Origin of the sequence: Streptomyces sp. SudanB5_2050, from assembly GCF_964272335.1 — a bacterium.
Lineage (GTDB): Bacteria > Actinomycetota > Actinomycetes > Streptomycetales > Streptomycetaceae > Streptomyces > Streptomyces rochei.
The window spans coordinates 4,083,366-4,105,119 of record NZ_OZ186760.1 but is presented as its reverse complement, the minus strand read 5'-3'; the positions used below and the strand labels follow the sequence as shown (position 1 = coordinate 4,105,119).

Genomic DNA, 21,754 nt, shown 5'->3' with positions numbered 1-21,754 from the left:
GTGGGGGGAATCGACAACCGACCACAACGCCGCGGACGGGCGGACCGGCTCGCGTCCGCGGCACGATCACGCCGGACGGGCCCCATGGGGCCCGGACCGTCCGCCGGCCCGGGTCGGCGAACCCGCCCGCCCCGTCCCTCTCGTGGAGGCATCATGCGCTGTGTCATCGCCCGGTACCCGTTCGACCTCACCAAGGACGGGGTGGTGGCCACGATGAAGGGCGTCAAGCCCGAAACCGTCACCGGGGAGTCCGTCACCATCGGCCGCCGCCGCTACCCCGTCAAGCAGGTGGGCGAGGTCGTCACCCGGCAGGACCGCCGCGACTTCTCCGCCGGTGAGGTCGTCCGGGCCATGGCCCGCCTCGGCTTCACCTGCCACGCCGCCCCGGGCGCCACGCCCGCGCCGTCGCCCGACGCCACGCCGGTGCAGACGGCCTCGGCGCTGCTCGGCGGCGCCGACGTCCACTACGGACAGGACCGGTCCCCGGCCGCGCCGGCTCACTCCGACGGCGTGGGCACGGCGCTCGGCCGGGCCGACGGCTCGGCCCCGGGTTCGCTCGGCGACGCCTGACGCCCGGCGGGCGGTTCGCTCGGCACGGCCGCCGACGGCGCCCGCGTCGCCGCGTCCGTCGAGGCCCCGGGCATCGAGACCCCGGGTGTCGACACCTCGGGCGTGGGCCCCTCCGCAGGGGCGTCCGAGGGTGCCCGCGACGGGGCCGGAGCGGACGGCACCGGAGCGGGATCGGCGGGCGCCGGGGCCAGCGGCACCGTCGGGCGGGCGGGCGGTGACGGGGCCGCGCGGTTCAGCGGCAGCACGATCAGCGCCGCGGCGGCTGCGGTCGCGGCGGCGCCCACCGCCGTGCGCAGCAGACGCCGGCGGGACGCCGCCCGGCGGATCGCCTCGTAGCGGCCGGGCGGCGGACCCAGGTAGTCGGCGCCGGGGCGCAGCACGACCAGCAGCGGATCGGCGTCGTCCCGCGCGAACCCCGGGTCGTCCCGGTGGTCCGGACCGTCCTGTCCGTCGTCAAGACGTGTGGTCAACGCTTCTCCTCAGGTGGACGCGGAGCAGTTCACGGGCCGCGTGCAGGTCGGCCTTGACGGTCCCCTCCTTGCGCCCGGTCAGCACGGACACCTCCCGGATCGGCATGTCGGCGTAGTAGTGCAGCAGGATCGGCACGCGCAGCCGCTCCGGCAAGGACTGTACGAGCAGCCGCACCGAGGGGTCGGCCTGCTCCGGGTGCGGGCGGACGGCGACCTCCGCCGTCACCCGGCGCACCGCCCGGCGCTCGCGCTCCAGCTTGCGCCAGTGGTCGCGGACGAGGTTGGCGGCGGTGACGTAGAGGAAGCCCCGGGGCTCCTCCACGGCCGTCCAGCGGGCCCAGAGCCGGGTGAACGCCTCCGAGGCGATCTCGTGGGCCGTCTCGTCGTCGTCGACGAGCCGGCGGCACCAGCCGGCGAGGCGCGGATACAGGGCGGCGAACAGCTCGGACGCCGCCCTGTCACGGGACCGTTTCAACGCTCTCCACTCGTGGTCGCGGTCGCGGTCGCGATCAGCTCGGCGAAGACGATCACGTTGTCCCGGTACTCCTCGCCGCTGCGCGGCCCGCCGCAGGTGATGAGCCGCAGCTCCGGACGGTCCACGTCTCCGTACACGTCGTCGGTCGGGAAGTCCGCCTTGGCCACCGTCCGCACCTCGGTGACGGCGAACCCGGCCACCGTGCCGTTCGCCAGACGCGCCTCGACCCGGTCGCCCCGGTGCAGGCGCGCGAGCCGGCGGAAGACGCCGTCCCCGTGGCTGCCGACGGTGACGTGGCCGAGGAGGACTGACGGCCCGGTCCGGCCCGGGGTCGGCGAGTGCCGGTACCAGCCCGCGACGTCGTCCTCGGTGACCGGCGGGACCTCCACCGTGCCGTCGGCCGCCAGCCCCAGCCGCATCACCGGGGTGTCCACGCCGATGGCCGGGATGCGCAGGCCGACCGGCACCGAACGGGCCAGGGGCCGCACCGCGCCGCCCGCACCCTCGGCGGGCGGCGCGGTCGTCGCGGACCGGGCGGGGGCGCCGGCGCCACGCTCCCGGCCACCGTCCGCGCCGCTCCCGGCGCCGCAGCCCGCGAGAAGCGCGGCCAGCACGACGGCGGCGAGGGCGCGCCCGGTGAGCGGGGTCATGCCCCGGTCGCCGCCCGCCGACGGCGTACGACGAAGAGGACCGCGCCGCCCGCGAGGAGCCCGGCACCGGTCCCCGCGCCGACGAGCCCGGCGCCGCCGGAGGAGGACGGCGCGTCCGCCACCCCGGTGTCGGGCGCGCCCTCGGGCACGACGGAGACCTGGCCGTCGGCGGGCGCCTCGGAGGGATCGGCCGCCGGGGCCGGCACGCTGACGGAGGGGGCCGGCGCCTCGGACGGCACGGTGCCGGGGCTCGGCGCCCGGGACGGTTCCGCGCTGGGGGTGGGGGTGGCGGTGGCCGGGGCGGCGGGGGCCGGGGTGGGGTCGTCGGCGAACGCGGGCGCGGTGCCCGCCAGGACGGCGGTGCAGGCCAGGGCCACGGCACTGAGGATGGTGCGGCGCATCGGGTCGCTCTCTCTCGTCGTTCGGCACGGGTGTCGCGTGTGTGCGGATCGGTCGGAGAGACGAGGCGGCGAAGGGGCGGGTTGTAAAGAGACGGCAAAGTCGCCGGGGAGGGGGCGGGACGACGCCGACCACGGGCCGCCCGGGCGATGTCGCCGGTGCGGCCCGTGGTCGGCGGGGGGACCACGAACGGGGACCGGTCCCGGGGGGACCGGTCCCAGAGGGTCAGGACACCGGCGCCGGGCCCACCAGCTCCGTCAGGACGTCCTCCATCGTCACGAAGCCCAGGACCGCGCCCGTCTCGCCGGTGACGGCGGCCAGGTGGCTGCCCTCGGCGCGCAGGGCGGTGAGGGTGTCGTCCAGCGGGGTGTCGATGCGGACCCGGGTCACCCGGTGGAGCGCCGAGCGCGGGAAGGGGGCGTCGCGCTCGGTGAGGCCCAGGGTGTCCTTGATGTGCAGGTAGCCGAGGACGGTGCCCCCGGGGCCGGTGACCGGGAAGCGGGAGTAGCCCGCCTCGGCGGCCAGGCGCTCCAGCTGGGCCGGGGTGACCGTGTGGCCGACGGTGCGCATCTTCGGGACCGGGACCAGGATCTCGCCGACCGGGCGGGTGCCCAGCTCCAGGGCGTCGCGCAGCCGCTCGCCGTCGGCCGGGGTGAGCAGTCCGGCCTCGCTGGCGTCCACCACCATGCGGGCCAGCTGGTCGTCGGTGAAGACGGCCTCGACCTCGTCCTTCGGCTCCACCCGCAGCAGCTTGAGGAGCGTGTTGGCGAAGGCGTTGATGCCGAAGACGACCGGCTTCAGCGCCCGGGTGAGGGCGACCAGCGGCGGGCCGAGGACCAGCGCGGTGGTCGCCGGGGCGGCCAGCGCGATGTTCTTCGGGATCATCTCGCCGATCAGCATGTGCAGATACGTGGCGAGGGTCAGGGCGATCGCGAAGGCGACCGGGTGGACCAGCGCGTGCGGCATGTGGACCGCCTCGAACGCCGGCTCCATCAGGTGCGCGATGGCGGGCTCCGCCACGGCGCCGAGCACCAGGGAGGAGACGGTGATGCCGAGCTGGGCCGTGGCCATCATCTGGGAGATGTGCTCCAGGCCCCACAGGGTCATCCGGGCGCGCTTGTCGCCCGCCTTCGCGCGCGGCTCGATCTGGCTGCGGCGCACCGAGATCAGGGCGAACTCGGCGCCGACGAAGAAGGCGTTGGTCAGCAGCGTCAGGGCGCCGATCAGAAGCTGTACGACGGTCATCGGGCGGCCTCCGGCTCCCGGTCGGCCGACGTGACCGGCGCGGGCGCGGTGATCCGCAGGCGGTCGGCACGGTGGTGGTCGACGTCCAGGACGTCGACGCGCCAGCCGTCGAGGTCGACGACGTCCCCCTTGGCGGGGATGCGGGCCAGGTGGGTGGCGACCAGGCCGGCCAGGGTCTCGTACGGGCCCTCGGGGGCGGTCAGGCCGATGCGCTCCAGGTGGTCCAGGCGCAGCGAGCCGTCGGCCTCCCAGGCGGCGCGGCCGTCGGACTCGGCGGGGGCGGGGAGCAGGTCCGGTATCTCGACCGGGTCGTGCTCGTCGCGCACCTCGCCGACGACCTCCTCCACGATGTCCTCGACCGTGGCCACGCCCGCCGTGCCGCCGTACTCGTCGATGACGACGGCCATGGTGCGGGTGGAGCGCATGCGCTCCAGGAGGCGGTCGGCGGGCAGGCTGTCCGGCACCAGCAGCGGCGCGGTGGCCAGCTCGGTGACGGGGGTGGCCCGGCGCCGGTCCGGCTCCAGGGCCAGCACGTCGCGGATGTGGACGGTGCCGATGACCTCGTCCAGGCTGTCCCGGTAGACCGGGAAGCGGGACAGGCCGGTGGCGTGCGAGAGGTTCGCGGCGTCGGCGGCGGTGGCGTGGGCCTCCAGGGCCTTGACGTCCACGCGCGGGGTCATGACGTTCTCCGCGGTCAGCTCGCTCAGGTGCAGGGTGCGCACGAACAGCTCGGCCGAGTCCGCCTCCAGGGCGCCCTCGGCGGCCGAGTGCTGGGCCAGGGCGACCAGTTCCTCGGCGCTGCGGGCGGAGGCCAGCTCCTCGGCCGGTTCCAGGCCGAAGCGGCGCACGAAGCGGTTGGCCGTGTTGTTCAGGTGGCGGATGAAGGGGCCGAAGGCGGTGGTGAAGCCGCGCTGCGGGCCCGCGACGACCTTCGCGACGGCCAGCGGCCGGGAGATCGCCCAGTTCTTGGGGACCAGCTCGCCGACGACCATCAGGACGACGGTGGAGACGACCACGCCGAGCACGGTCGCCACCGTCGAGGCGGCACCGCCCAGGCCGATCGCCGTCAGCGGGCCGCGCAGCAGCACGGCGACCGACGGCTCGGCCAGCATGCCGATGACCAGGGAGGTCACGGTGATGCCGAGCTGGGCTCCGGAGAGCTGGAGGGTCAGCGACCGTACCGCCTTCAGGGCGCCGTCGGCGCCGCGCTCACCGGACTCGGCGGCACGCTCCAGGTCGGAGCGCTCGACGGTGGTGAGGGAGAACTCGGCCGCGACGAAGAGGGCGCAGGCCAGGGTGAGGAGGAGGGCCAGCAGGAGCAGCAGGACCTCGGTCACCGTGCCACCCCGCTTCCCTCACGCGCATTCGGGGGGACTGGCGGGCCGGCCGTGGCACGGCCGGTACTGGGAGGCTCCATTACGGAACGGGACTCCTTAACGGGGTCGACGGGCGCCGGTGCCTGCCGGCCGCCCTGGGGTCACACCTCATGGTAAAGGACGAGCAAAGACAAGGGGAGTCCTGCGGCCCCTATGCTTCTACTCGCCTGTAGAGAACGGCCGGACGACTCCGGTTGTTCCCCGCACGGTCCCGTTCCCCGCACGGATTCGTTCCCCGCACGGGATTCCCGTACCGAGTTCCCCGTACGCACGTAAGGAGTGGACGCCTCGATGGTGTTCAAGCGGCAGCCAGGTTCCCTCGGCGTGGGCGGGCCCACGGTGGACACGGTGCTGGACGCGGGGGCCGTGCGGCCCGGGGGCACGCTGTCCGGCCGCGTGGAGCTGGCCGGCGGCACCGCCGGCCACGACGTCGAGCAGGTGGTGCTGGAGCTGGTGGCCCGCGTGGAGACCGCGCCCGGGGAGCCCGGGGACGGGGAGCCGGGGAGCGGGGAGCCAGGGGACGGCGCGGGTGTCGTCGCCTTCGGCCGGTACCCCGTCGGCGGTGCCTTCCGGCTGGCGGCGGGGGAACGGCGCGAGGTGCCCTTCTCGGTGCGGCTGCCCTGGGAGACACCGGTGACCGAGCTGCGGGGACGGCCGCTGGGCCTCACGCTCGGCGTGCGCGCCGAGCCGGCGGCGGGCGGCGACGGGGACCGGAGCGACCCGGCCCCGCTGAGGGTGGCGCCGCTGCCCGCGCAGGAGGCCGTGCTGGAGGCGTTCGAGCAGCTCGGCTTCGGCCTGCGCTCCGCCGCTCTGGAGCACGGTCGCATCGGCGGCACCGGACAGCGGCTCCCCTTCCGCCAGGAGATCGGACTGACCCCGTCCGCGCGCTACGCCCACCAGCTCGACGAGATCGAGCTGACCTTCCTGGCCGTCCCGGACGCCCTGGAGGTGGTGCTGGAGACCGACAAGCGCGGCGGCCCGTCCGCCGGGGGCGGCCACGACGCCCTCAGCCGCTTCACCGTGCCCCACACGGGACCGGCCGGGCCGCAGGACTGGGACGACCTCGTCGACGGCTGGATCAGGGAGTCGGTCGAGCACCGGGAGTCGTACGACTGCCACGCGGTGTTCGGCCACGAGTCTCCCGCGCCTTCCCCGCCGTCCACCCCCTCCGCGTCTTCTACAGAAGTGTAGAAGTTTTCGGCCGGTACGGCCCCGCCGCGGGCCGTCCATGCCGTAGATTCCGTGCGGACCCCCACCTCGGGTCCGCACCGCCGTACGTCACCAGGGGAGCGCCGTGTTCGGACTGAGCGAACTCGCGATCATTCTCATCGTCGTCATAGCCGTCCTCGCCGCGAAGAAGCTCCCCGAGCTGACCCGCTCGGCGGGCAAGTCGGCGCGCATCCTCAAGGCCGAGGCCCGTGCGATGAAGGACGAGGAGCGGACACCGGCCGAGGAGCGCGGGGCACCCCGCGTGATCCAGGGCGAGGCGGTCCGGCGCGAGGAGACCGACGGCACCGCGGGCGGCCGGGGCGGCGGCGACCGGGGCTGACCGGTCGGTCCCGGCTTGCCCCTCCCCGGAACGGCCGGACCTGGCCTGAGCCCCTGCCGGACCCCTGCCGGGGCTCAGTACGGGGTTCAGGCCGGACCTCAGGACGGGTCCTCCGGCACGGCGGACAGCAGGCTGTGCAGGATCGGCCCGGCCGATCCGCCGCCGGTGACGCCCTCCTCGACGACCACGGCGACCGCCACATTGCCGCGGTGGGCGACCATCCAGCCGTTGTTGTCCTGGTCGTCGGAGACCTCGGCGGTGCCGGTCTTGGCGCCGATCTCACCGGGCAGGTCGGCCAGGACGTGCGCGGTGCCGTCGGTGACGGTGGCCCGCATCAGCTCCCGCAGCTGGGTGACGACCTCGTCGGGCAGCGGCTCGGTGCGGGTGCCGTCCTCGTTCCCGGCGGTGATCGACGGCTGGTGGAACTCGCCGGAGACCGCCGTGGCCGTCACCGACGCCATGATCAGCGGGTTGGCCTGGATCCGCCCCTGCCCGATCATCGACGCGGCCTTCTCCGTCTCGTCCTTGGGCACCGGCACCGACCCGTCGTAGGTCGGGATGCCGATGTGCCACTCCTGGCCGACCCCGAAGTACGTGCGCGCGACCTCGCCCAGCTCCCCCTCGTCGAGCTTGCCGCGCAGGCTGATGAAGGCGGTGTTGCAGGACTCGGTGAAGTCCTTGCGGAAGGTGGCACCGGGGAACTCGGAGGTCTCCACGTTGTGGAACTCCTTGCCCACGGTCAGGTACTTGGGGCAGTCCACGACGTCGTCGGGCTTCACCGCGCCCTTGAGCAGCAGGGCGCTGCTGGTGACGATCTTCCAGGTGGAGCCGGGGGCGTAGGTGCCGGAGGCGGCGCGGTTGAAGCCGGCCGAGGGGGAGTTGGCGAGGGCGAGGATCTCGCCGTTGTCGACGCGCAGGGCGACGAGCGCGGCGTTCTTGCCGTCGGCCCGGCCGAGGGCCTTCTCGGCCGCCGCCTGCCAGGTGGCGTCCAGGGTGGTGCGCACGGGCTCGTCGGCGGTCGCCGGGTCGGGCTCCTTGCCGAAGGACGCCTCGGTCCGCACGGTCTCGCCGGTGGCCCGGTCGACGAGTTCCACGGTGCCGCGCGGTCCGCCGCCGTCACCGCCGGCGAGCCGGCCCAGGAGCGGGGTCACGGACGGGTACGAGCCGTCCGCGACCGAGGTCCCGTGCCGGTCGGTGACCCGCGGCGGGGTCGTCTCCTCGCGTTCCAGGCGGAACTTCTCCGCGTCGCTCAGCCGCGGGTGCACCAGCGACAGCCGCCAGTCGACCTTCCAGTCGCCGTCCTCCTGCTCGCGCAGCGGCAGCTCGGACTCGTACGTCCAGGTGCCGAGGCCGGTGATCGGCATCTTCGCGGTGAAGGGCACGGCGAGGGTGCCGTCCTCGGCCTCCCGGGCGTCCCCGGCCGCCGTCAGCCGGGGCTTGTCGATGTCCAGGCCCGCCGTGAAGCTCTGCAGCACCTTCTGGGCCGTGCCGGGGCTGGTGGTGCGGCCGGCGGCGCTGGGCAGGCGCCCGGCGGCCCAGTCGGCCAGGAAGGCCCGCGCCTGCTTCATCGCGGCGGGGTCGGGGCCGTCGTCGCCGCGCGCGAAGGGGCCGAACCCGGCGGCGTAGCAGCCGCCCGCGACGAGGGCGAGCACGACCCCGGCCGCGGCGACCGCGCGCACGCCCTTGCGGGGCCCGCGGCGGGACGGGGCGGGAGGGACGAGGTGGTCGGTGTCCGGCATCAGGGTCTCTTCCTGTCGTGGGCCGAGGTCGCCGCCGCGCCGGTCAGCCGGCGGCGAAGAAGTCGAGGATCGTGTCGGTGGCGTCCAGGGCGTCGCTGGTGGGGCCGAGCCGCTTGTCCGGGACGAAGGAGGAACCCGGCCAGGTGTGGCCGCCGCCGTGGACGACGAGGAGCTGGACGGCACCGGCACCGGCACCCGGGCCGGAGGCGTTCCGCGGACGCCAGACCGTGCGGTCGTACCCCTTCTCCTTCTCCGTGACCGGTGCGCCCGCGCCGCCCGCCTCGGCGAACGCCTGCGCCGTCTCCCGGGCCGACCGGCTCGGCAGGATCGGCTCCTTCGGGTCCGGCGGCGGCGAGGGCCAGCCCCCGATCGGGCGCACGGGGTCGTCGGCGCCGTAGACGACCATCACCGGGACGGCGCCGGTGGGCTCCACGGCGGCCGCGCCGGTGGGCAGCTGACCGGCGACCGAGGCCGCCGCGGCCACCAGGCCGGGCCGCTCGGCGGCCATGCGCAGGGCCATGGAGCCGCCGTTGGAGAAGCCGGCCACGTAGACGCGCTCGGGATCGGCCTGTTCGGTGCGGACCAGGTGCTCGATCAGCGCCTCGGTGAACCGCACGTCGAGGCCGGGGTCGGGACGCCGCGGGGTCTTCGCCGTGCCGGCGCCCCACCCGGCGTCGATGCCCTCCGGATAGACGACCAGCATGCCGCGCGCACCGGCGGCCTTCTCCAGCGCGCTCTGTTCGCGCAGTTCGGCGGCGTGCGAACCGCGGCCGTGGAAGGCGATGACGAGGGGCCTGGGCCCGTCGGCGGAGGCGGGCCGGTGCAGCAGGTACGTGCGGCTGCGGCCGTCCACGCGCAGTTCGGCGCGGACGTCCGCGGCCGCCGAGGCGGTGCCGCCGGCCCGGGTCGGGGCGCCCGCCGGGGGCGACGCGTCCGGTTGCCCGTCCCCGGTGGCACAGCCGGCCAGCGGGAGGACGAGGGCGAGCGCGAGCGCGCGGGACCACCGGCGGGGACGCAGGGTGAGGTCGTGGAGGGAGCGCATGCCCCGAGGAGAGCAACCGCACGGTCCGCCTGTCCAAGATTGATATGGATGTCGGATCGATCAATCCCCGATATGATTACTGGTCGTGGACCTGGTGCGGCACCTGGAGTGCTTCGTGGCTGTTGCAGAAGAGTCACACTTCGGGCGTGCCGCGGCCCGGCTCGGCATGGCCCAGCCGCCCCTGTCGCAGCGCATCGCGCGGCTGGAGAAGGAACTGGGCGTGCGGCTCTTCGAGCGTTCCAGCCGCCGGGTGACGATCACCGAGGCGGGCACCCTGCTCCTCGCCGAGGCCCGCGAGCTGCTGGCCCGCTCCGATGCGCTGCTGGCCACCGCGCGCCGCATCCGGGACGGCGAGACGGGCCTGCTGCGCGCCGCGCTCTCCCCCGAGTTCTCCGGCCGGACCGTCGCCGCGCTGTTGTCGGACTTCCGGCGCCGGCACTCCGGCCTGGAGCTGGAGCTGCACGAGCTGTCCACGGCGGAGCAGCTGGCCGCCTTCGCCGCCCACCGGCTGGACGTCGGCGTCATCCACCACCCCTGTGACGTCACCGGCCTGGAACTGGGCCCGGTGCTGCGCCGGGACCTCGGCGTGCTGCTGCCGCGCGGGTCCGCGCAGGCGGCGCGCGCGGAGGTGCCGCTGGCCTCGCTCACCGGATACGACCTGGTGCTCTTCCCGCGCGCCCACGCGCCCGCGGTCTACGACGACCTGCTCACCGCCTGCGCCCGGGGCGGCTACACCCCCGCCGCCGTGCGGCACGGCCAGGGCGCCAGCTTCGTACGCGGTCTGGTGCTGTCGTCCGGGGCCGTCGCCCTCGGTCCGCGCGACACCCAGCTCGCGGACCCGGCCGACCCGGACCTGGTCTGGCGTCCGCTGGCCGGGGCCCCGCTGGCCTGGCGGCACTCCGTGGCCTGGCCCAAGGGGCGCGGTGACGCCGCCGTCGACGCCTTCGCCGAGGCCGCCACCCACGCGCTGCGCACCACCGCCGACGCCCGCGCCGAGACGGCCGCCCGGCCCCTGCACCTTCGTCCGGCATCGGAGTTCTGGCTGTGAGCGACACGACCACCGCCGGGCGGCTGCACGCCGCCTTCGCCGACGCCGGGGTCACCGGCCTGCTGCACGCCGTGGACATCGACTCCGGTGCGCAGGTCGGGGCCGGGGCGGACCAGCCGGTGTGCACGGCCAGCGTCCACAAGGTGTGCGTGCTGGTGACGCTGCACGAGCTGGCGGCGGCCGGGGAGATCGACCTGACCGAGCAGGTGGAGTGCCCGCCCGCCGGGCGCACCCCCGGGCCCACGGGGCTGGCGGCCATGCTGGACCCGGTGCGGCTGTCGCTGCGCGACGCGGCGCTGCTGATGATGTCCGTCAGCGACAACACCGCCGCCGACCTGCTGCTGCGCCGGGTGGGACTGGACGCCGTCAACCGCACCACGGCCCGGCTCGGCCTCACCCGCACGCGGGCGGTGTACGGCTTCGGGGAGATGCTGGCCACCATGCGGGAGGACGCCGGACCGGCCGGCACCCGGGCGCTGACCGACCCGCACGTCCTCACCCGGCTCCGGGCCCTGGACCCGGCCCGCACCAACCGCAGCACCCCGCGGGACATGACGCGCCTGCTCACCGCCCTGTGGCGGGACGAGGCGTGCCCGCCGCAGTACGGCGCCGCGATGCGCCGGGTCATGGGCCTCCAGGTCTGGCCGCACCGCCTGGCCTCGGGGTTCCCCTTCGACGACGTCCACGTGGCCGGCAAGACCGGCACCCTGCCCACCCTGCGCAACGAGGTCGGCGTCGTCGAGTACCCCGACGGCGGGCGCTACGCCGTGGCCGTCTTCACCCGCACCGCCAACCCGGCGGCCACGCTCCCGGCGGCGGACGCGGTGATCGGCACGGCGGCGCGGATCGCGGTGGACGCGCTGCGGGCGCCCTGAGACGGCGGGCCGCGTCAGCCGTCGTTGTCCCGCCAACGTCCGCCGCTCGGTGCCGTGTCGAAGCGGGTGGCCGCCGAGGCGTTGCCGCTGAAGTCGTTGCCGGAGACCCGGCCGGCGGTCCAGGTGGCCTCGTGCGCGAGCCACAGGGCGTGGGTCTGGGTGCGCGGGTGCCCGTCGTCCCGGATCCGGTTGCCGTGGACGTAGGGGTGGGTGACGGCCGCGGCGGCGGTGAGGCCGGTGCGCGGCGTCGGGGCGTCCGGCAGGCGGTAGGCGGTGCCGGGCGCGGGGACGGCGTCGTGGGGCCAGGCGGTCCGCGCGCCGGGGCGCCGGGGGGCGAGGGTGAGCCGGGTCGCGGTGTTGTCGGTGACGACGGCGGTGACCTCGGTGTCCCCGGTGCCGGCCGTCAGCGTCTTGCCCCGGTGGCCGCCGGGGAGCCAGTCGGCGTGCGGGTCGGTCAGGGACAGCGGCCCGCAGGTCACGTCCTGGCCGCCGCGGGCCCCGGGCGCCGCGCGCCGGCCGTTGCCGCGTATCCGGTTGCCGAAGATCGCCGGCTCGTGCAGCGGGGCGTCGAGGCGGATGCCGTCCAGGCCGTTGTCGTGGATGTCGTTGGACTCCAGGACGATGTCGACGGCGGGCTCCTGGTCGCCGCCGGCCAGGTTGTGCTGCCAGTAGCCGTACCGGCCGTTGCCGCCGATCCGGTTGCCGCGGAAGGCGTACGGCCCCGGCGTGTTGCCGAGGGCGACGCCGTCGCGCGCGTTGCCGTCGATCAGGCACCCGGTGACGATGCCGCCGCGTCCGCCGACGCTGGTCGTGCCCTGCGCCGACACGTCGAATCCGGCGACGTGGTTGCCGATCATCGTGCAGGCGGTGACCAGGAGGCCGTCGGCGCCCCAGTCGGAGATGCCGTAGCGGTTGTCCTCGGTGTGGCAGGCGGTGAGGCGGATGCCGCGGGGCGGGGCCCAGTGGTCCTGCTGGAGTTCGAGGAAGATGCCGTTGGTGCCGTTGCCGTTGGCCGTGCAGTCCGTCACCGCCAGCCGTTCGACGGGTCCCCAGCCGCCGATCCCGATGCCGATGCCGGCGCCGCCCATCTCCTCGCCGGGGTCCTGCCGTCCGCACCGCTCGGCGAGCACGCCCTCGACGACGGTGTCCTGGAGGAAGTCGCAGCCGAAACCGGTGGCGGCGGTGTCGTGGATGTACAGGTCGCTGAAGCGCCCGCGCAGCACGTACTGGAGGCCGAGCCCCTTGGCCAGCACCTCGTACTCCTCGGTCCGCACCCCCGAGCCGTCGATCTCGAAGTGCGCGAAGGTGACGTCGGCGATGTGGTGGTCCCGCCCGGCACCGTGCTGGGCGGTGGTGAACCAGGCCAGCGGCACCGGCCGGTCGGGGGCGCCCGGGTTGGCGAGGGCGAAGCAGGTGGCGCCGCGTCCGGCGCCGATCAGCGAGACGCCGCTGCGCCAGAGCACCGGGCGGTCCCGGATCACGTACCGCCCGGCGGGCACCCGCACGGTGCGCGGCCGTCCGTCCTCGGCGGTGGCGTCGCCGAGCGTGTCCACCAGCTTCTGCAGCGCCGGCCCGTCGTCGGCGGTGCCGTCCCCGACCAGGCCGTACGCGTGGGCGTCGGCCGTCAGCGGCACGGTCATGGGGCACTCCTTCCACCGGCTGCGCGGTGCGGCGCCTCCGGTCCGGACACCGCCGCGCCGCCGCCCGGGTACCAGCCCGCGGCGGTCCTCAATCACGACGGGGCGGGCTGCCGTACCGCCCACCGGCGCATTCGGACATTCCTGGCGCTTTATCTCATTTGGGGGTACATAATCAGAACATGAGTACGGCAACGTATGAACTGCTGGCCGCGTCCTCGCACGCGCTCAACCTGACCATCGCCTTCATCGGCGGGCTGGTGATCGCCGGCGCGCTGATCTGGGCCGTACGCATGGGCCTGCGGGTCATGGAACGGGAATCCGAGCGCCCGCACGCCGACGAGCACGGCAAGCTCCCCGCCACCGGACCCGTCCACGAGGAACGGGAGATGCGGGAGCCCGACGAGATTCCGCTGGCGGCGGACGGCAGCCCACGGCTCATGCCGTACGAGCTGCACCACTCCGGCAGCCGCCGGGGCACGGACCAGAACCGGCGCCGCTGGCTGCCGGGGTCGAGCGGCTCCTTCGGCGGCGGAGGCCCGGGACACGTCTGACGGCGCGCACGCCGGCGGCAGGGCGGGCGCGCCCCGGCCGCCGGCGCCCCCGCCCGTGAGCGGCCGTCCCCACCCGTGAGGGAACGGCCGCTCGCGGGTGGGGGCACGCTCGTCCGTCGAGCCCGGCACCGGCCTCCACGCACCGGCCCCCCGGGACGGTGCGTCCCGCGCGCGGTGATCCGGCCGGGTCCGCGTAGGGTCACCGGCACCGGCACCCCCACGCAGCCCGAGGAGCCCCGCCGTGACGCACGCCCCCGCCCCGCAGGCCCCCGTCCCGGTGATCATCGACTGCGACACCGGCATCGACGACGCCCTGGCCCTGCTGCTGGCGGTCCGTCACCCGGGGCTCGACCTGCGGGCGGTCACCTGCGTGGCCGGCAACACCGACGTGGCGGGGGTCGTCCGCAACACCCTGACCGTGCTGGAGCGGGCCGGCGCCCCCGACGTCCCCGTCGCCCGGGGCGCCGAGCGCCCGCTGATCGAGGCCGTCCGCACCGCCCGTCACGTCCACGGTCACGACGGCATGGGCGACCTGGGCCTGCCCGCGCCCTCCCGCCGCCCCGTCGACGTGGACGCCGTGACGCTGCTGCGCCGGGAGATCCTGGCCTCCCCGCGCCCGGTCACCCTGATCCCCACCGCACCCGCGACCAACATCGCCCTGCTGCTGCGCACCCACCCCGAGGTCACCGGCAACATCGAGCGGATCGTCTTCATGGGCGGCGCGGTGGCCACCGGGAACGCGACGCCGGTCGCCGAGTTCAACGTCTGGCACGACCCGGAGGCCGCCGCGATCCTGCTGAGCGCGGGGGTGCCGATCACGATGTACGGGCTGGACGTGTTCCAGCGGGTGATCGTGCCCGGCCCGGACGTACGGCGGCTGCGCGCGAGCGACGAGCCCGGCACCCGGCTCGCCGGCGAGCTGCTCGCCCACCGCGGCCCGGCCACCGACGAGAGAGACCCCGGCGGCGGTCTCGGCGACGCGGGCGCGGTCTGCGCGGTGATCGACCCGGCGGGCCTGACCACGCACCGGCTGCCCGTGGAAGTCTGCCTGGCCCCCGGCCCGGCCCGCGGCCAGACCCTCGTCGACCGCCGGGCCCGCGTCGGCGAGGCCGAACTCCACGGCGACACCCGCGAACAGCCGCTGATCGACGTGGGACTGGACGTGGACGTACCCCGGTACGTGGACCTGTACCTGAGCGCGGTCGAACACAAGGGCGCATACACGGACGCATAGGAAACGGCGCGTCGACCGCCCCGCGGGTTCGCTTTTCGGGTGATGTGGACAGATCTATGTCATGTCGCCCGCACGCACCGCGAAGGAGACCGCGTGACCGTACGCAGCACCGCCAGCGCGCCCGACCTGTCGTCCAAGGACCCCAACTGGTGGCGGCAGGCCGTCATCTACCAGATCTACCCCCGCAGCTTCGCCGACGCCGACGGCGACGGGCTCGGTGACCTGCGCGGCATCACCCAGCGCCTGACCCACCTGGCCGCCCTGGGCGTCGACGCCCTGTGGCTCAGCCCGTTCTACCCCTCCGAACTGGCCGACGGCGGCTACGACGTCGAGGACTACCGCGACGTCGACCCGCGCCTGGGGACCCTGGACGACTTCGACGCCATGGCCGCCGAGGCCCACCGCCTGGGCCTGAAGGTGATCGTCGACCTGGTCCCCAACCACACCTCGCACCGGCACCCGTGGTTCCGCGAGGCCCTGGAGGCGGGCCCGGGTTCGGCCGCCCGCGACCGCTACGTCTTCCGCGACGGCCGCGGCGCGCGGGGCGAACTGCCGCCCACCGACTGGCAGTCCGTCTTCGGCGGCAGCGCCTGGGAGCGGGTGCCGGACGGGCAGTGGTACCTCCACCTGTTCGCGCCCCAGCAGCCCGACCTGAACTGGGAGAACGAGCAGGTCCGCGCCGACTTCCGCACCACGCTCAAGTTCTGGTCCGACCGCGGCGTCGACGGCTTCCGGATCGACGTGGCGCACGCGCTGGTCAAGGACCTGACCGAGCCGTTGCGCGACCTCGGCGCGCCCGAGCTGAGCAGCGAGGCGGCGCTCGCGGACTTCGCCCCCGGCACCCACCCCTTCTACGACCGGGACGACGTCCACGAGGTCTACCGGGACTGGCGGAAGATCTTCGACACCTACACGCCGCCCCGGATGGCGGTCGCCGAGGCGTGGGTCCCGGGCGCCCGGCGCGCGCTGTACGCCCGCCCGGACGAACTGGGCCAGGCGTTCAACTTCGAGTACCTCCAGGCCGGCTGGGACGCGGCGGAGCTGCGCGAGATCATCACCGGTTCGCTGGCCGACGCCCGCGCCGCGGGCGCCTCGGCGACCTGGGTGCTCTCCAACCACGACGTGGTCCGCCACGCCTCCCGCCTGGTGCTGCCCCCGGGCACCGACACCGACGCCTGGCTGCTGTCCGGCGGACGGGCCCCGGCCCTCGACGAGGCGGCGGGACTGCGCCGGGCCCGCGCGGCGACGCTGCTGATGCTGGCGCTGCCCGGCTCCGCCTACCTCTACCAGGGCGAGGAGCTGGGGCTGCCCGAGGTGGCCGACCTGCCCACCGAGGTGCTCCAGGACCCGATCTGGGAGCAGACCGGGCACGTCCGCAAGGGCCGCGACGGGTGCCGGGTGCCGCTGCCCTGGACGACGGACGGGCCGTCGTACGGCTTCGGCGCGGGCGCGGCCTGGCTGCCGCAGCCGCCCGGCTTCGCGGCGTACGCCGTCCAGGCCCAGGACGGGGTCGAGGGCTCGACCCTGGAGCTGTACCGCACGGCCCTGCGCCTGCGCCGCAAGCTGATCGACGGGGAGGCGCTGACCTGGGCGGAGGACGCCCCGGAGGGGGTGCTCCTCTTCGACCGCTCGCCCGGCTGGCGCTGCGTCACCAACCTCTCCGGCCGGACGGTGGACCGGCCCGCCGGTGAGGTGCTGCTGAGCAGCGCGCCGCTGGAGGGCGGCCGGCTGGGTCCCGACACGACGGTGTGGCTGGCGCTGTAGCCCGCGCACACCCCGCTCCGCGCCGGCTCACCCGGACGGCCCCGCACGCTGGTGGCGGGACGGGGGCGGTGGTGCCGTGGAGGGTGCGACCGGCCCTGAACGGCGCCGTTCGCCCCGGCCCCCAGGAGGCACCCCGATGCAGCACGCCGCGCCCGCCCGCCCCCTGCCCGCCGCCGCGCTCTCGGCGCTGCTGGCGCTGACGGCGGCCGCCTGCTCCACCGGCGGGCGGGAGGCGGACCGGCCGGCCGCGACCGCACCGGCCACCGTCCGGTCCCCGGCCGCGCTGCCGCAGGCCACCGCGGGGCCCCTGCTGACCCGGGCACAGGCGCGGGCGGCCCTGATCACGGAGGCCGACCTGGGAGCGGGGTGGGAACCGACCCGGGGCGCGGCGACCTGGCGCGACGGGCTGCTGAAGGCCGGCGCGGAGCCGCCCGACTGCGGTCGGCTGCTGGACGTCCTCTACACCGAGGACCTGTTCGGCGCCGAGACCGCGCCGCGCGCCGCCACCGCCCTCGACGAGGTGGCCGGCGGCGCCCAGATCCACTACCGGATCACCTCCCACCGCCCCGCCGACATCGACACCGCGCTGGCCTGGCTCGGCACCCTGCCGGACGCGTGCGGCCGGTTCACGGCGCGGGCCGACCGCGGTGCCGTCCGGGACGTCCGGGTCACCGGCCTGACGCTGCCGGAGGCGGGGGACGCCCGGCAGGGCCTGCGGGTGACGGTGCGGGCCGAGGACGCCGTCCTCACCGTGGACCTCGTCGCCGTACGCCTCGGCGACGACGCGATCAGCCTCACCAACGGCACCCTCGCCGAACCCGCCGACGACGCCACCCGGACGGCCGTCGGGACGGGCGCCGAGCGCCTGGCGGAGGTGCGGCGACAGGGGCGGGCCCAGGTCTAAGACCGGCCCGGCGACGCGTCCGCGGCAGGCCCGGAGTCAGCGCTCGGGTCAGCGGCCGGGGCCGGCGGTCGGGCTCAGCGGTCGGGGTCGAAGCGCCGGCGGTGGGCGAGGACGTCGCGGGCGACGGCGTAGGCACTGCGGCCGTGGGCGAAGGCGTCGGCGCGCAGACGGGCCAGGGCCTCGTCGGCGCCCACGCCCAGCTGGGCCATGATCATGCCGACGGCGCGGTACACCTCGTCGTGACCGCCGGCCAGCTCGTCCAGCCAGGCGTCCCCACCGTGGGGCAGCTCCATCAGCGCGCGCGTCATCACCCCGGCCACCAGCCGGGCCGTGCGCAACTGCGGGCCGGTCAGGCCGCCGGGCGTATCGCGGTAGAGGTCGAGGGTGCCCAGGCACACCGCGCCGCTGCCCAGCGGCAGCGCGTACACCGCCCGTACGCCGACCGCCGTCGCCTGCTGGGCGAAGACGGGCCACCGTCCGGCGTCCGCGCCGGAGGTCAGGTCGCGCGCGAGCACGACGGCACCCGCCTCGGCGGCGCTCACACACGGGCCGTCGCCCAGGGTGGCCTGGATCTCGGCCAGGTACGAAGCCCGGTCCCCGCCCGCGCACAGCGGCACCGGCACGCCGTCGCCGCGCAGGGACGCCCCCGCGTCCGCCACCGGCAGCAGCCGCACCGCCAGCCGGCACAGGCGGCCCGGCACCTCGCCGGGCGCCACGCCGCGCACCTCGGCGGCGATCGCCTCGGCGGCACCTCTCGCCTCCGGTGGCCCCCCGGGGTCTTCGCTGGGCCGCACCCGTACCGCCTCCTTCTCCGACGCGGCCGCAGGTCGGCTACCCGAGCCCGACGTGGGGAAACCCGGGCCCAGGTCCTGTCGTCACCCTCCCGCCGTCCGCCCGGAGGGCGGGCCTCGCGGCGTCAGGTGCGTGCTCTCGGCGCGCGGGGCAGACGGGAGTGTGACGACAGGACCTAGAGGGGCGGCTGGGCGGGCGCCGGGCCCAGGGTGGTGGTGCCGGGCGCCGTCCGGTGCCCCAGCCCGGTGCGGTACGCGTCCAGGGCCGCCTCCACCCGGCCGGTGCGGCGCAGCAGGTCGCCCAGGAGCCGGCAGAGGTCGGCCAGGTCCCCGGCGGCGCCCGCCCGCTCCAGCAGGCTCAGCGCACGGACGTAGTGCTCCTCGGCCGCCTCGGTGTCGCGGGCGTCCTCGGCGATGATGCCGAGCAGCCGGTGCGCGCCCGCGGCATGCACGGCGCCGCGTTCGGAGGAGAGGTCGTCCAGCACCCCGTGCAGCAGTTCGGCGGCCTCGGCCGACTTGCCGCGCCGGTGCAGCACGTCAGCCAGTTCCACGGCGACCTGGCTGCTGTAGAGGGCGGCGCGGGTGGCCGAGAGCATGTCCAGGGCCTGGCGCATCTCCGCCTCGGCGCGGGGGAGTTCGCCGTTCTGGGCGCAGACGTAGCCGCGCATCCAGTGGCAGTTGGCCAGCTCGGTGCGCAGTTGCAGCGTGCGGTACAGCTCGGCCGCCTTGGCGAGGGAGGCGTCCGCCTCGGCGAGACGGCCCTCGGCGAGCAGGGTGCGGGCCACCGAACGGTGCATGCGGGCGACCAGCGCGGGGTCGCCGACGCCGGGCGCCAGGGAGAGGGCGATCTCGGCGGCCTGCGCGGCGCGCGCGTGTGCTCCCATGTCCATGTAGGGGCCGATGGCGCTGGCGTAGAGCAGCAGCAGCGCGTCCGGGTCGTGCAGGCCGCCGCGGTTCAGCTCGTCGAGGGTGGTCTCCAGGAGGTAGACGGCGTAGCGGAGTTCCCCGGCGAGATAGTGGGCCAGGGCGCGACCGCGCAGGGCGGGGACGCGGGCGGGCAACGGGGCGCCCGCGTCGGCGAGACACCGTTCGGCCCGCTCGAAACAGTCGCGGCCGCGGGCGAGTTCGCCGGTCTCCACCGCGCACTCGCCGAGCCCGAGCAGGGCGGCGGCCCGCTCCTCGGGCAGGTCGTGCGCCTCGGCCTCGGCGAGCAGCGCGGTGTACTGCCCGGCCGCCTCCTCGGCGCCCTCGACGGCGAGCGCGCGCCGCGCCTCGGTGAGCCGGAGCCGCAGGTCGGTGGCGAGGCGTGCCGGGCGTCCGGTGGCCAGCTCCTCGTACCCCACGCCGAGCCGTCCGGCCAGGTGCCGCAGGGCCTCCTCGGAGGGACGGACCCGGCCCGCCTCCAGGGTGGATATGTAGGCGGGGGTGTACGCCGGCTCCGCGAGCTGGCGCTGGGTCATCCCGCGCTCGGTCCGCAGGCGCTGCACCCGGCGCCCGATGGTCCCCCGGTCGTCTCGGTCGCCCACTGCCAACTCCCCCTGCGGCCCTTGCCGTTCTGCCCCGGCGGCTCTAGGTTAAACCGCGGATTAAGCGCGCTTAACCGCACTGGACACGCTCGGCAGAGGACACCGTGCTCGTACGTATCCGCACCGCCCTGGGCGCACCTCCCAGGCTCTCCCGGCACTGGGAGAGGCACACCAGGGCCGTGGCCGCCGCCTTCGCCGCCGCGGCCTGCCTGCTGCTGGCCGCGAACGCGGGCCCGGCACGGCCCCCGGCCCCCGCCGTGGAGCAGGAGGTCGCGCCGGTCGCGGAACCGGTCCCGGAATCCGGCCCCGAGTCCGTGGTCACCGTGGGCCACTGACCGGCCCGCCGGGAGCCGCCTGCGGGGCCGCGCCCGTGGGCCGCGCCCGCCCCACCGCTCCGCAGCTCCACCGCCCCGCAGCTCCACCGCCCCGCAGCTCCACCGCCCCGCCGCTCCGCAGCTCCACCGCCCCACCGCCCCACCGCCCCACCGCCCCGCCGGTCAGTCCGGCAGGGCGCGCCGCAGCGCCTCGTCCAGCCGTCGCGCCAGCTCCGCGTCGCCCGGCGGATTCTCGGAGAACAGCGCCCCCAGCTCGGTGGTGAAGGTCTGGGTGAAGGCGCCGTAGAGCGGGGTGCGCGGACGGTGCACCGCCTCCCGGAGCGCGGGCAGCAGGACGTCGCGGGCGTACCGCGGGCGCCCGGCGGCGTCGCGGGGCACGGTGTCGGCGCCCTCGCCGGTCGGGGCCGCCGACGGCGTCGCGGCGGCCACCGCGCAGGTCACCGAGTCGTCCGTGTACGCCGAGGCGCGCGTCGCCGCGAAACCGGCGTCCAGCAGGCAGCGTTCGCTCTGTCTGCCGGTCAGGAACCTGATCAGGTCGGTCGCCTTGGTCGCGCGCGGGGACCCGGCCGTCACGGCGAGGTTCTGGCCGCCGAGCACGGCCCGCCCCGGCAGCGCGGTCACGCCCAGCCGGTCGTCGCCGGGGAACGACTGGTGCAGCGCGGGGTACACGTACGGCCAGTGCCGCAGGAAGGCGGTGCGGCCGGCCGCGAAGTCGCCGAGCGAGGCCGCCTCGTCGGAGATGAAGGCGCCCGGCAGGACGGTGGCCGCCTCGGTGCGGCGGCGCAGCTCGGTGATGCCCTCGGTCAGCTCCTCGACGGTGGCGTCGTAGCGGCCGTCCTCGTCGGTGAGCGCGAAGCCGTCCCCCGCGGCGGACGCGAACGCCTCCACGGCGTTGACCGTACGCCCCTCGTACCCGGCGAGCTGGGTCGTCCAGCCCTTCTCGTACCCCGGGGGCTTGTGGTCGTTCAGGGTGGCGATCAGCCGCTTCAGCTGCGGCCAGTCCAGCCCGCCCGTCAGGTCGTAGCGCTCGACGCCCGCCTGCCGCAGGTGGTCGCGCCGGTAGTAGAGCAGGCCGACGTCGCTGTTGAAGGGCGCCGCGTACACCTCGCCCCGCCAGCGGGCCGTACTGGCCACGGCCGGGATGACGTCCTCGTCGAGCAGCGACTCGGGCAGCGGGCTGATCAGGTCCGCAGCGGCGAACTCCGGGACCCAGGTGACGTCGAGGTTGACCACGTCGTAGGCGGCGCTGCCGGACTGGAGCGCGCCGAGCAATTGGCTGCGCTGCTCGTCGGCGTTGCCGGGCAGCTCGACCAGCCGGGCATGGTAGCCGGTGCCGGCCTTCTCCTGCTCCGCGTTCCAGGCGTCGATGAGGCGCTGGCGGATGCCGTTCTTGCCGGTGACGTCCCGGCCGCTGGCGACCACGATGTCGCCGGGCACCCCGGCGGTGGGGGTCGCCGCGTCCCGTCCGCTCCCGCCGCCCGCGCCGTCGCCGCCGGCGCAGGCGGTCGGCAGCAGCAGGAGCAGCGCGGCGGGGAGCACGGCGAGCCACCGGGACCCCCGTCCGCGCGCCC

At 75.8% G+C, this 21,754-nt stretch carries 22 protein-coding genes; 10 read left to right on the top strand and 12 right to left on the bottom strand.

All coding sequences use genetic code 11. From position 1 onward, the window contains the following. Nucleotides 1–153: 153 nt before the first annotated feature. Nucleotides 154–570, top strand: a complete 417-nt coding sequence (locus ACFZP7_RS18285; protein WP_030972687.1) for an SCO5918 family protein — start codon at nt 154–156, stop codon at nt 568–570. Here the strand turns inward: ACFZP7_RS18285 and ACFZP7_RS18280 are convergent. The 6 genes from ACFZP7_RS18280 to ACFZP7_RS18255 form a co-directional block, all read right to left on the bottom strand. Continuing rightward, nucleotides 498–1,040: a hypothetical protein gene (locus tag ACFZP7_RS18280; protein WP_385634832.1), complete on the bottom strand. Its 543-nt coding sequence runs from the start codon at nt 1,038–1,040 to the stop codon at nt 498–500. The two genes, ACFZP7_RS18285 and ACFZP7_RS18280, sit on opposite strands and share 73 nt — an antisense overlap. Then, the gene (locus ACFZP7_RS18275) at nt 1,024–1,515 is read right to left on the bottom strand and encodes an RNA polymerase sigma factor (RefSeq protein ID WP_019324830.1); all 492 of its coding nucleotides are present in this window, start codon (nt 1,513–1,515) and stop codon (nt 1,024–1,026) included. Before ACFZP7_RS18275 ends, ACFZP7_RS18280 begins: the two co-directional genes overlap by 17 nt. Next, a complete protein-coding gene (locus tag ACFZP7_RS18270) occupies nt 1,512–2,165 on the bottom strand; it encodes a class F sortase (RefSeq protein ID WP_109204660.1) in 654 nt (217 codons plus the stop codon). The genes ACFZP7_RS18275 and ACFZP7_RS18270 overlap by 4 nt, the downstream gene beginning before the upstream one ends. Further along, on the bottom strand, nt 2,162–2,566 hold the full coding sequence (locus ACFZP7_RS18265; protein WP_031017386.1) for a hypothetical protein: 405 nt from the start codon (nt 2,564–2,566) through the stop codon (nt 2,162–2,164). Before ACFZP7_RS18265 ends, ACFZP7_RS18270 begins: the two co-directional genes overlap by 4 nt. 223 nt (nt 2,567–2,789) lie before the next feature. Beyond that, on the bottom strand, nt 2,790–3,809 hold the full coding sequence (locus tag ACFZP7_RS18260) for a hemolysin family protein (RefSeq protein ID WP_019324827.1): 1,020 nt from the start codon (nt 3,807–3,809) through the stop codon (nt 2,790–2,792). Beyond that, nucleotides 3,806–5,146, bottom strand: coding sequence for a hemolysin family protein (locus ACFZP7_RS18255; RefSeq protein ID WP_030972678.1), 1,341 nt, complete (start codon nt 5,144–5,146; stop codon nt 3,806–3,808). The genes ACFZP7_RS18260 and ACFZP7_RS18255 overlap by 4 nt, the downstream gene beginning before the upstream one ends. Nucleotides 5,147–5,476: 330 nt before the next feature. Here ACFZP7_RS18255 and ACFZP7_RS18250 point away from each other — a divergent pair, with 330 nt between their 5' ends. Both ACFZP7_RS18250 and ACFZP7_RS18245 read left to right on the top strand, forming a co-directional pair. Then, the gene (locus ACFZP7_RS18250) at nt 5,477–6,376 is read left to right on the top strand and encodes a sporulation protein (RefSeq protein ID WP_385634830.1); all 900 of its coding nucleotides are present in this window, start codon (nt 5,477–5,479) and stop codon (nt 6,374–6,376) included. 103 nt (nt 6,377–6,479) lie between these two features. After that, nucleotides 6,480–6,734 (top strand): twin-arginine translocase TatA/TatE family subunit, encoded by a 255-nt coding sequence (locus ACFZP7_RS18245; protein WP_019324824.1) that lies wholly within the window; start codon nt 6,480–6,482, stop codon nt 6,732–6,734. A gap of 98 nt (nt 6,735–6,832) precedes the next feature. On the opposite strand, the gene ACFZP7_RS18240 is transcribed toward ACFZP7_RS18245, so the two are convergent. Next, nucleotides 6,833–8,473: a penicillin-binding transpeptidase domain-containing protein gene (locus ACFZP7_RS18240; RefSeq protein WP_385634828.1), complete on the bottom strand. Its 1,641-nt coding sequence runs from the start codon at nt 8,471–8,473 to the stop codon at nt 6,833–6,835. A 43-nt stretch (nt 8,474–8,516) separates the two neighbouring features. Beyond that, nucleotides 8,517–9,515 carry an alpha/beta hydrolase family esterase gene (locus ACFZP7_RS18235; protein ID WP_385634826.1) on the bottom strand — a complete coding sequence of 333 codons (999 nt, stop codon included), beginning with the start codon at nt 9,513–9,515 and terminating at the stop codon, nt 8,517–8,519. 115 nt (nt 9,516–9,630) lie between these two features. Between ACFZP7_RS18235 and ACFZP7_RS18230 the strand changes: the two genes are divergently transcribed. After that, the gene (locus tag ACFZP7_RS18230; protein ID WP_260612036.1) at nt 9,631–10,563 is read left to right on the top strand and encodes a LysR family transcriptional regulator; all 933 of its coding nucleotides are present in this window, start codon (nt 9,631–9,633) and stop codon (nt 10,561–10,563) included. After that, a complete protein-coding gene (locus ACFZP7_RS18225) occupies nt 10,560–11,438 on the top strand; it encodes a serine hydrolase (protein WP_019324820.1) in 879 nt (292 codons plus the stop codon). Before ACFZP7_RS18230 ends, ACFZP7_RS18225 begins: the two co-directional genes overlap by 4 nt. Before the next feature lie 14 nt (nt 11,439–11,452). On the opposite strand, the gene ACFZP7_RS18220 is transcribed toward ACFZP7_RS18225, so the two are convergent. Then, entirely contained in the window at nt 11,453–13,078 is a 1,626-nt protein-coding gene (locus ACFZP7_RS18220; protein WP_385634824.1) for a right-handed parallel beta-helix repeat-containing protein, read from the bottom strand. Nucleotides 13,079–13,257: 179 nt separating this feature from the next. On the opposite strand from ACFZP7_RS18220, the gene ACFZP7_RS18215 reads away from it, so the two are divergent. The 4 genes from ACFZP7_RS18215 to ACFZP7_RS18200 all read left to right on the top strand — a co-directional run bounded on the left by ACFZP7_RS18215 (nt 13,258) and on the right by ACFZP7_RS18200 (nt 17,531). Continuing rightward, complete coding sequence (locus tag ACFZP7_RS18215; protein ID WP_164286999.1) at nt 13,258–13,629, top strand: DUF6479 family protein; 372 nt, start codon at nt 13,258–13,260, stop codon at nt 13,627–13,629. Nucleotides 13,630–13,870: 241 nt separating this feature from the next. After that, entirely contained in the window at nt 13,871–14,863 is a 993-nt protein-coding gene (locus tag ACFZP7_RS18210) for a nucleoside hydrolase (protein ID WP_355514783.1), read from the top strand. Nucleotides 14,864–14,956: 93 nt separating this feature from the next. Beyond that, on the top strand, nt 14,957–16,627 hold the full coding sequence (locus tag ACFZP7_RS18205; RefSeq protein WP_385634822.1) for a glycoside hydrolase family 13 protein: 1,671 nt from the start codon (nt 14,957–14,959) through the stop codon (nt 16,625–16,627). Nucleotides 16,628–16,763: 136 nt separating this feature from the next. Further along, nucleotides 16,764–17,531, top strand: a complete 768-nt coding sequence (locus tag ACFZP7_RS18200; protein WP_385634820.1) for a hypothetical protein — start codon at nt 16,764–16,766, stop codon at nt 17,529–17,531. Nucleotides 17,532–17,605: 74 nt separating this feature from the next. Here ACFZP7_RS18200 and ACFZP7_RS18195 read toward each other — a convergent pair whose 3' ends face one another. Both ACFZP7_RS18195 and ACFZP7_RS18190 read right to left on the bottom strand, forming a co-directional pair. Continuing rightward, nucleotides 17,606–18,325, bottom strand: coding sequence for a GAF and ANTAR domain-containing protein (locus ACFZP7_RS18195; RefSeq protein WP_031017408.1), 720 nt, complete (start codon nt 18,323–18,325; stop codon nt 17,606–17,608). 173 nt (nt 18,326–18,498) lie between these two features. Next, complete coding sequence (locus ACFZP7_RS18190; RefSeq protein ID WP_385634818.1) at nt 18,499–19,848, bottom strand: tetratricopeptide repeat protein; 1,350 nt, start codon at nt 19,846–19,848, stop codon at nt 18,499–18,501. 104 nt (nt 19,849–19,952) lie between these two features. On the opposite strand from ACFZP7_RS18190, the gene ACFZP7_RS18185 reads away from it, so the two are divergent. Then, nucleotides 19,953–20,183 (top strand): hypothetical protein, encoded by a 231-nt coding sequence (locus ACFZP7_RS18185; RefSeq protein ID WP_107053310.1) that lies wholly within the window; start codon nt 19,953–19,955, stop codon nt 20,181–20,183. A 162-nt stretch (nt 20,184–20,345) separates the two neighbouring features. On the opposite strand, the gene ACFZP7_RS18180 is transcribed toward ACFZP7_RS18185, so the two are convergent. After that, nucleotides 20,346–21,722, bottom strand: coding sequence for an extracellular solute-binding protein (locus ACFZP7_RS18180; protein ID WP_385634816.1), 1,377 nt, complete (start codon nt 21,720–21,722; stop codon nt 20,346–20,348). Nucleotides 21,723–21,754 lie beyond the last annotated feature (32 nt).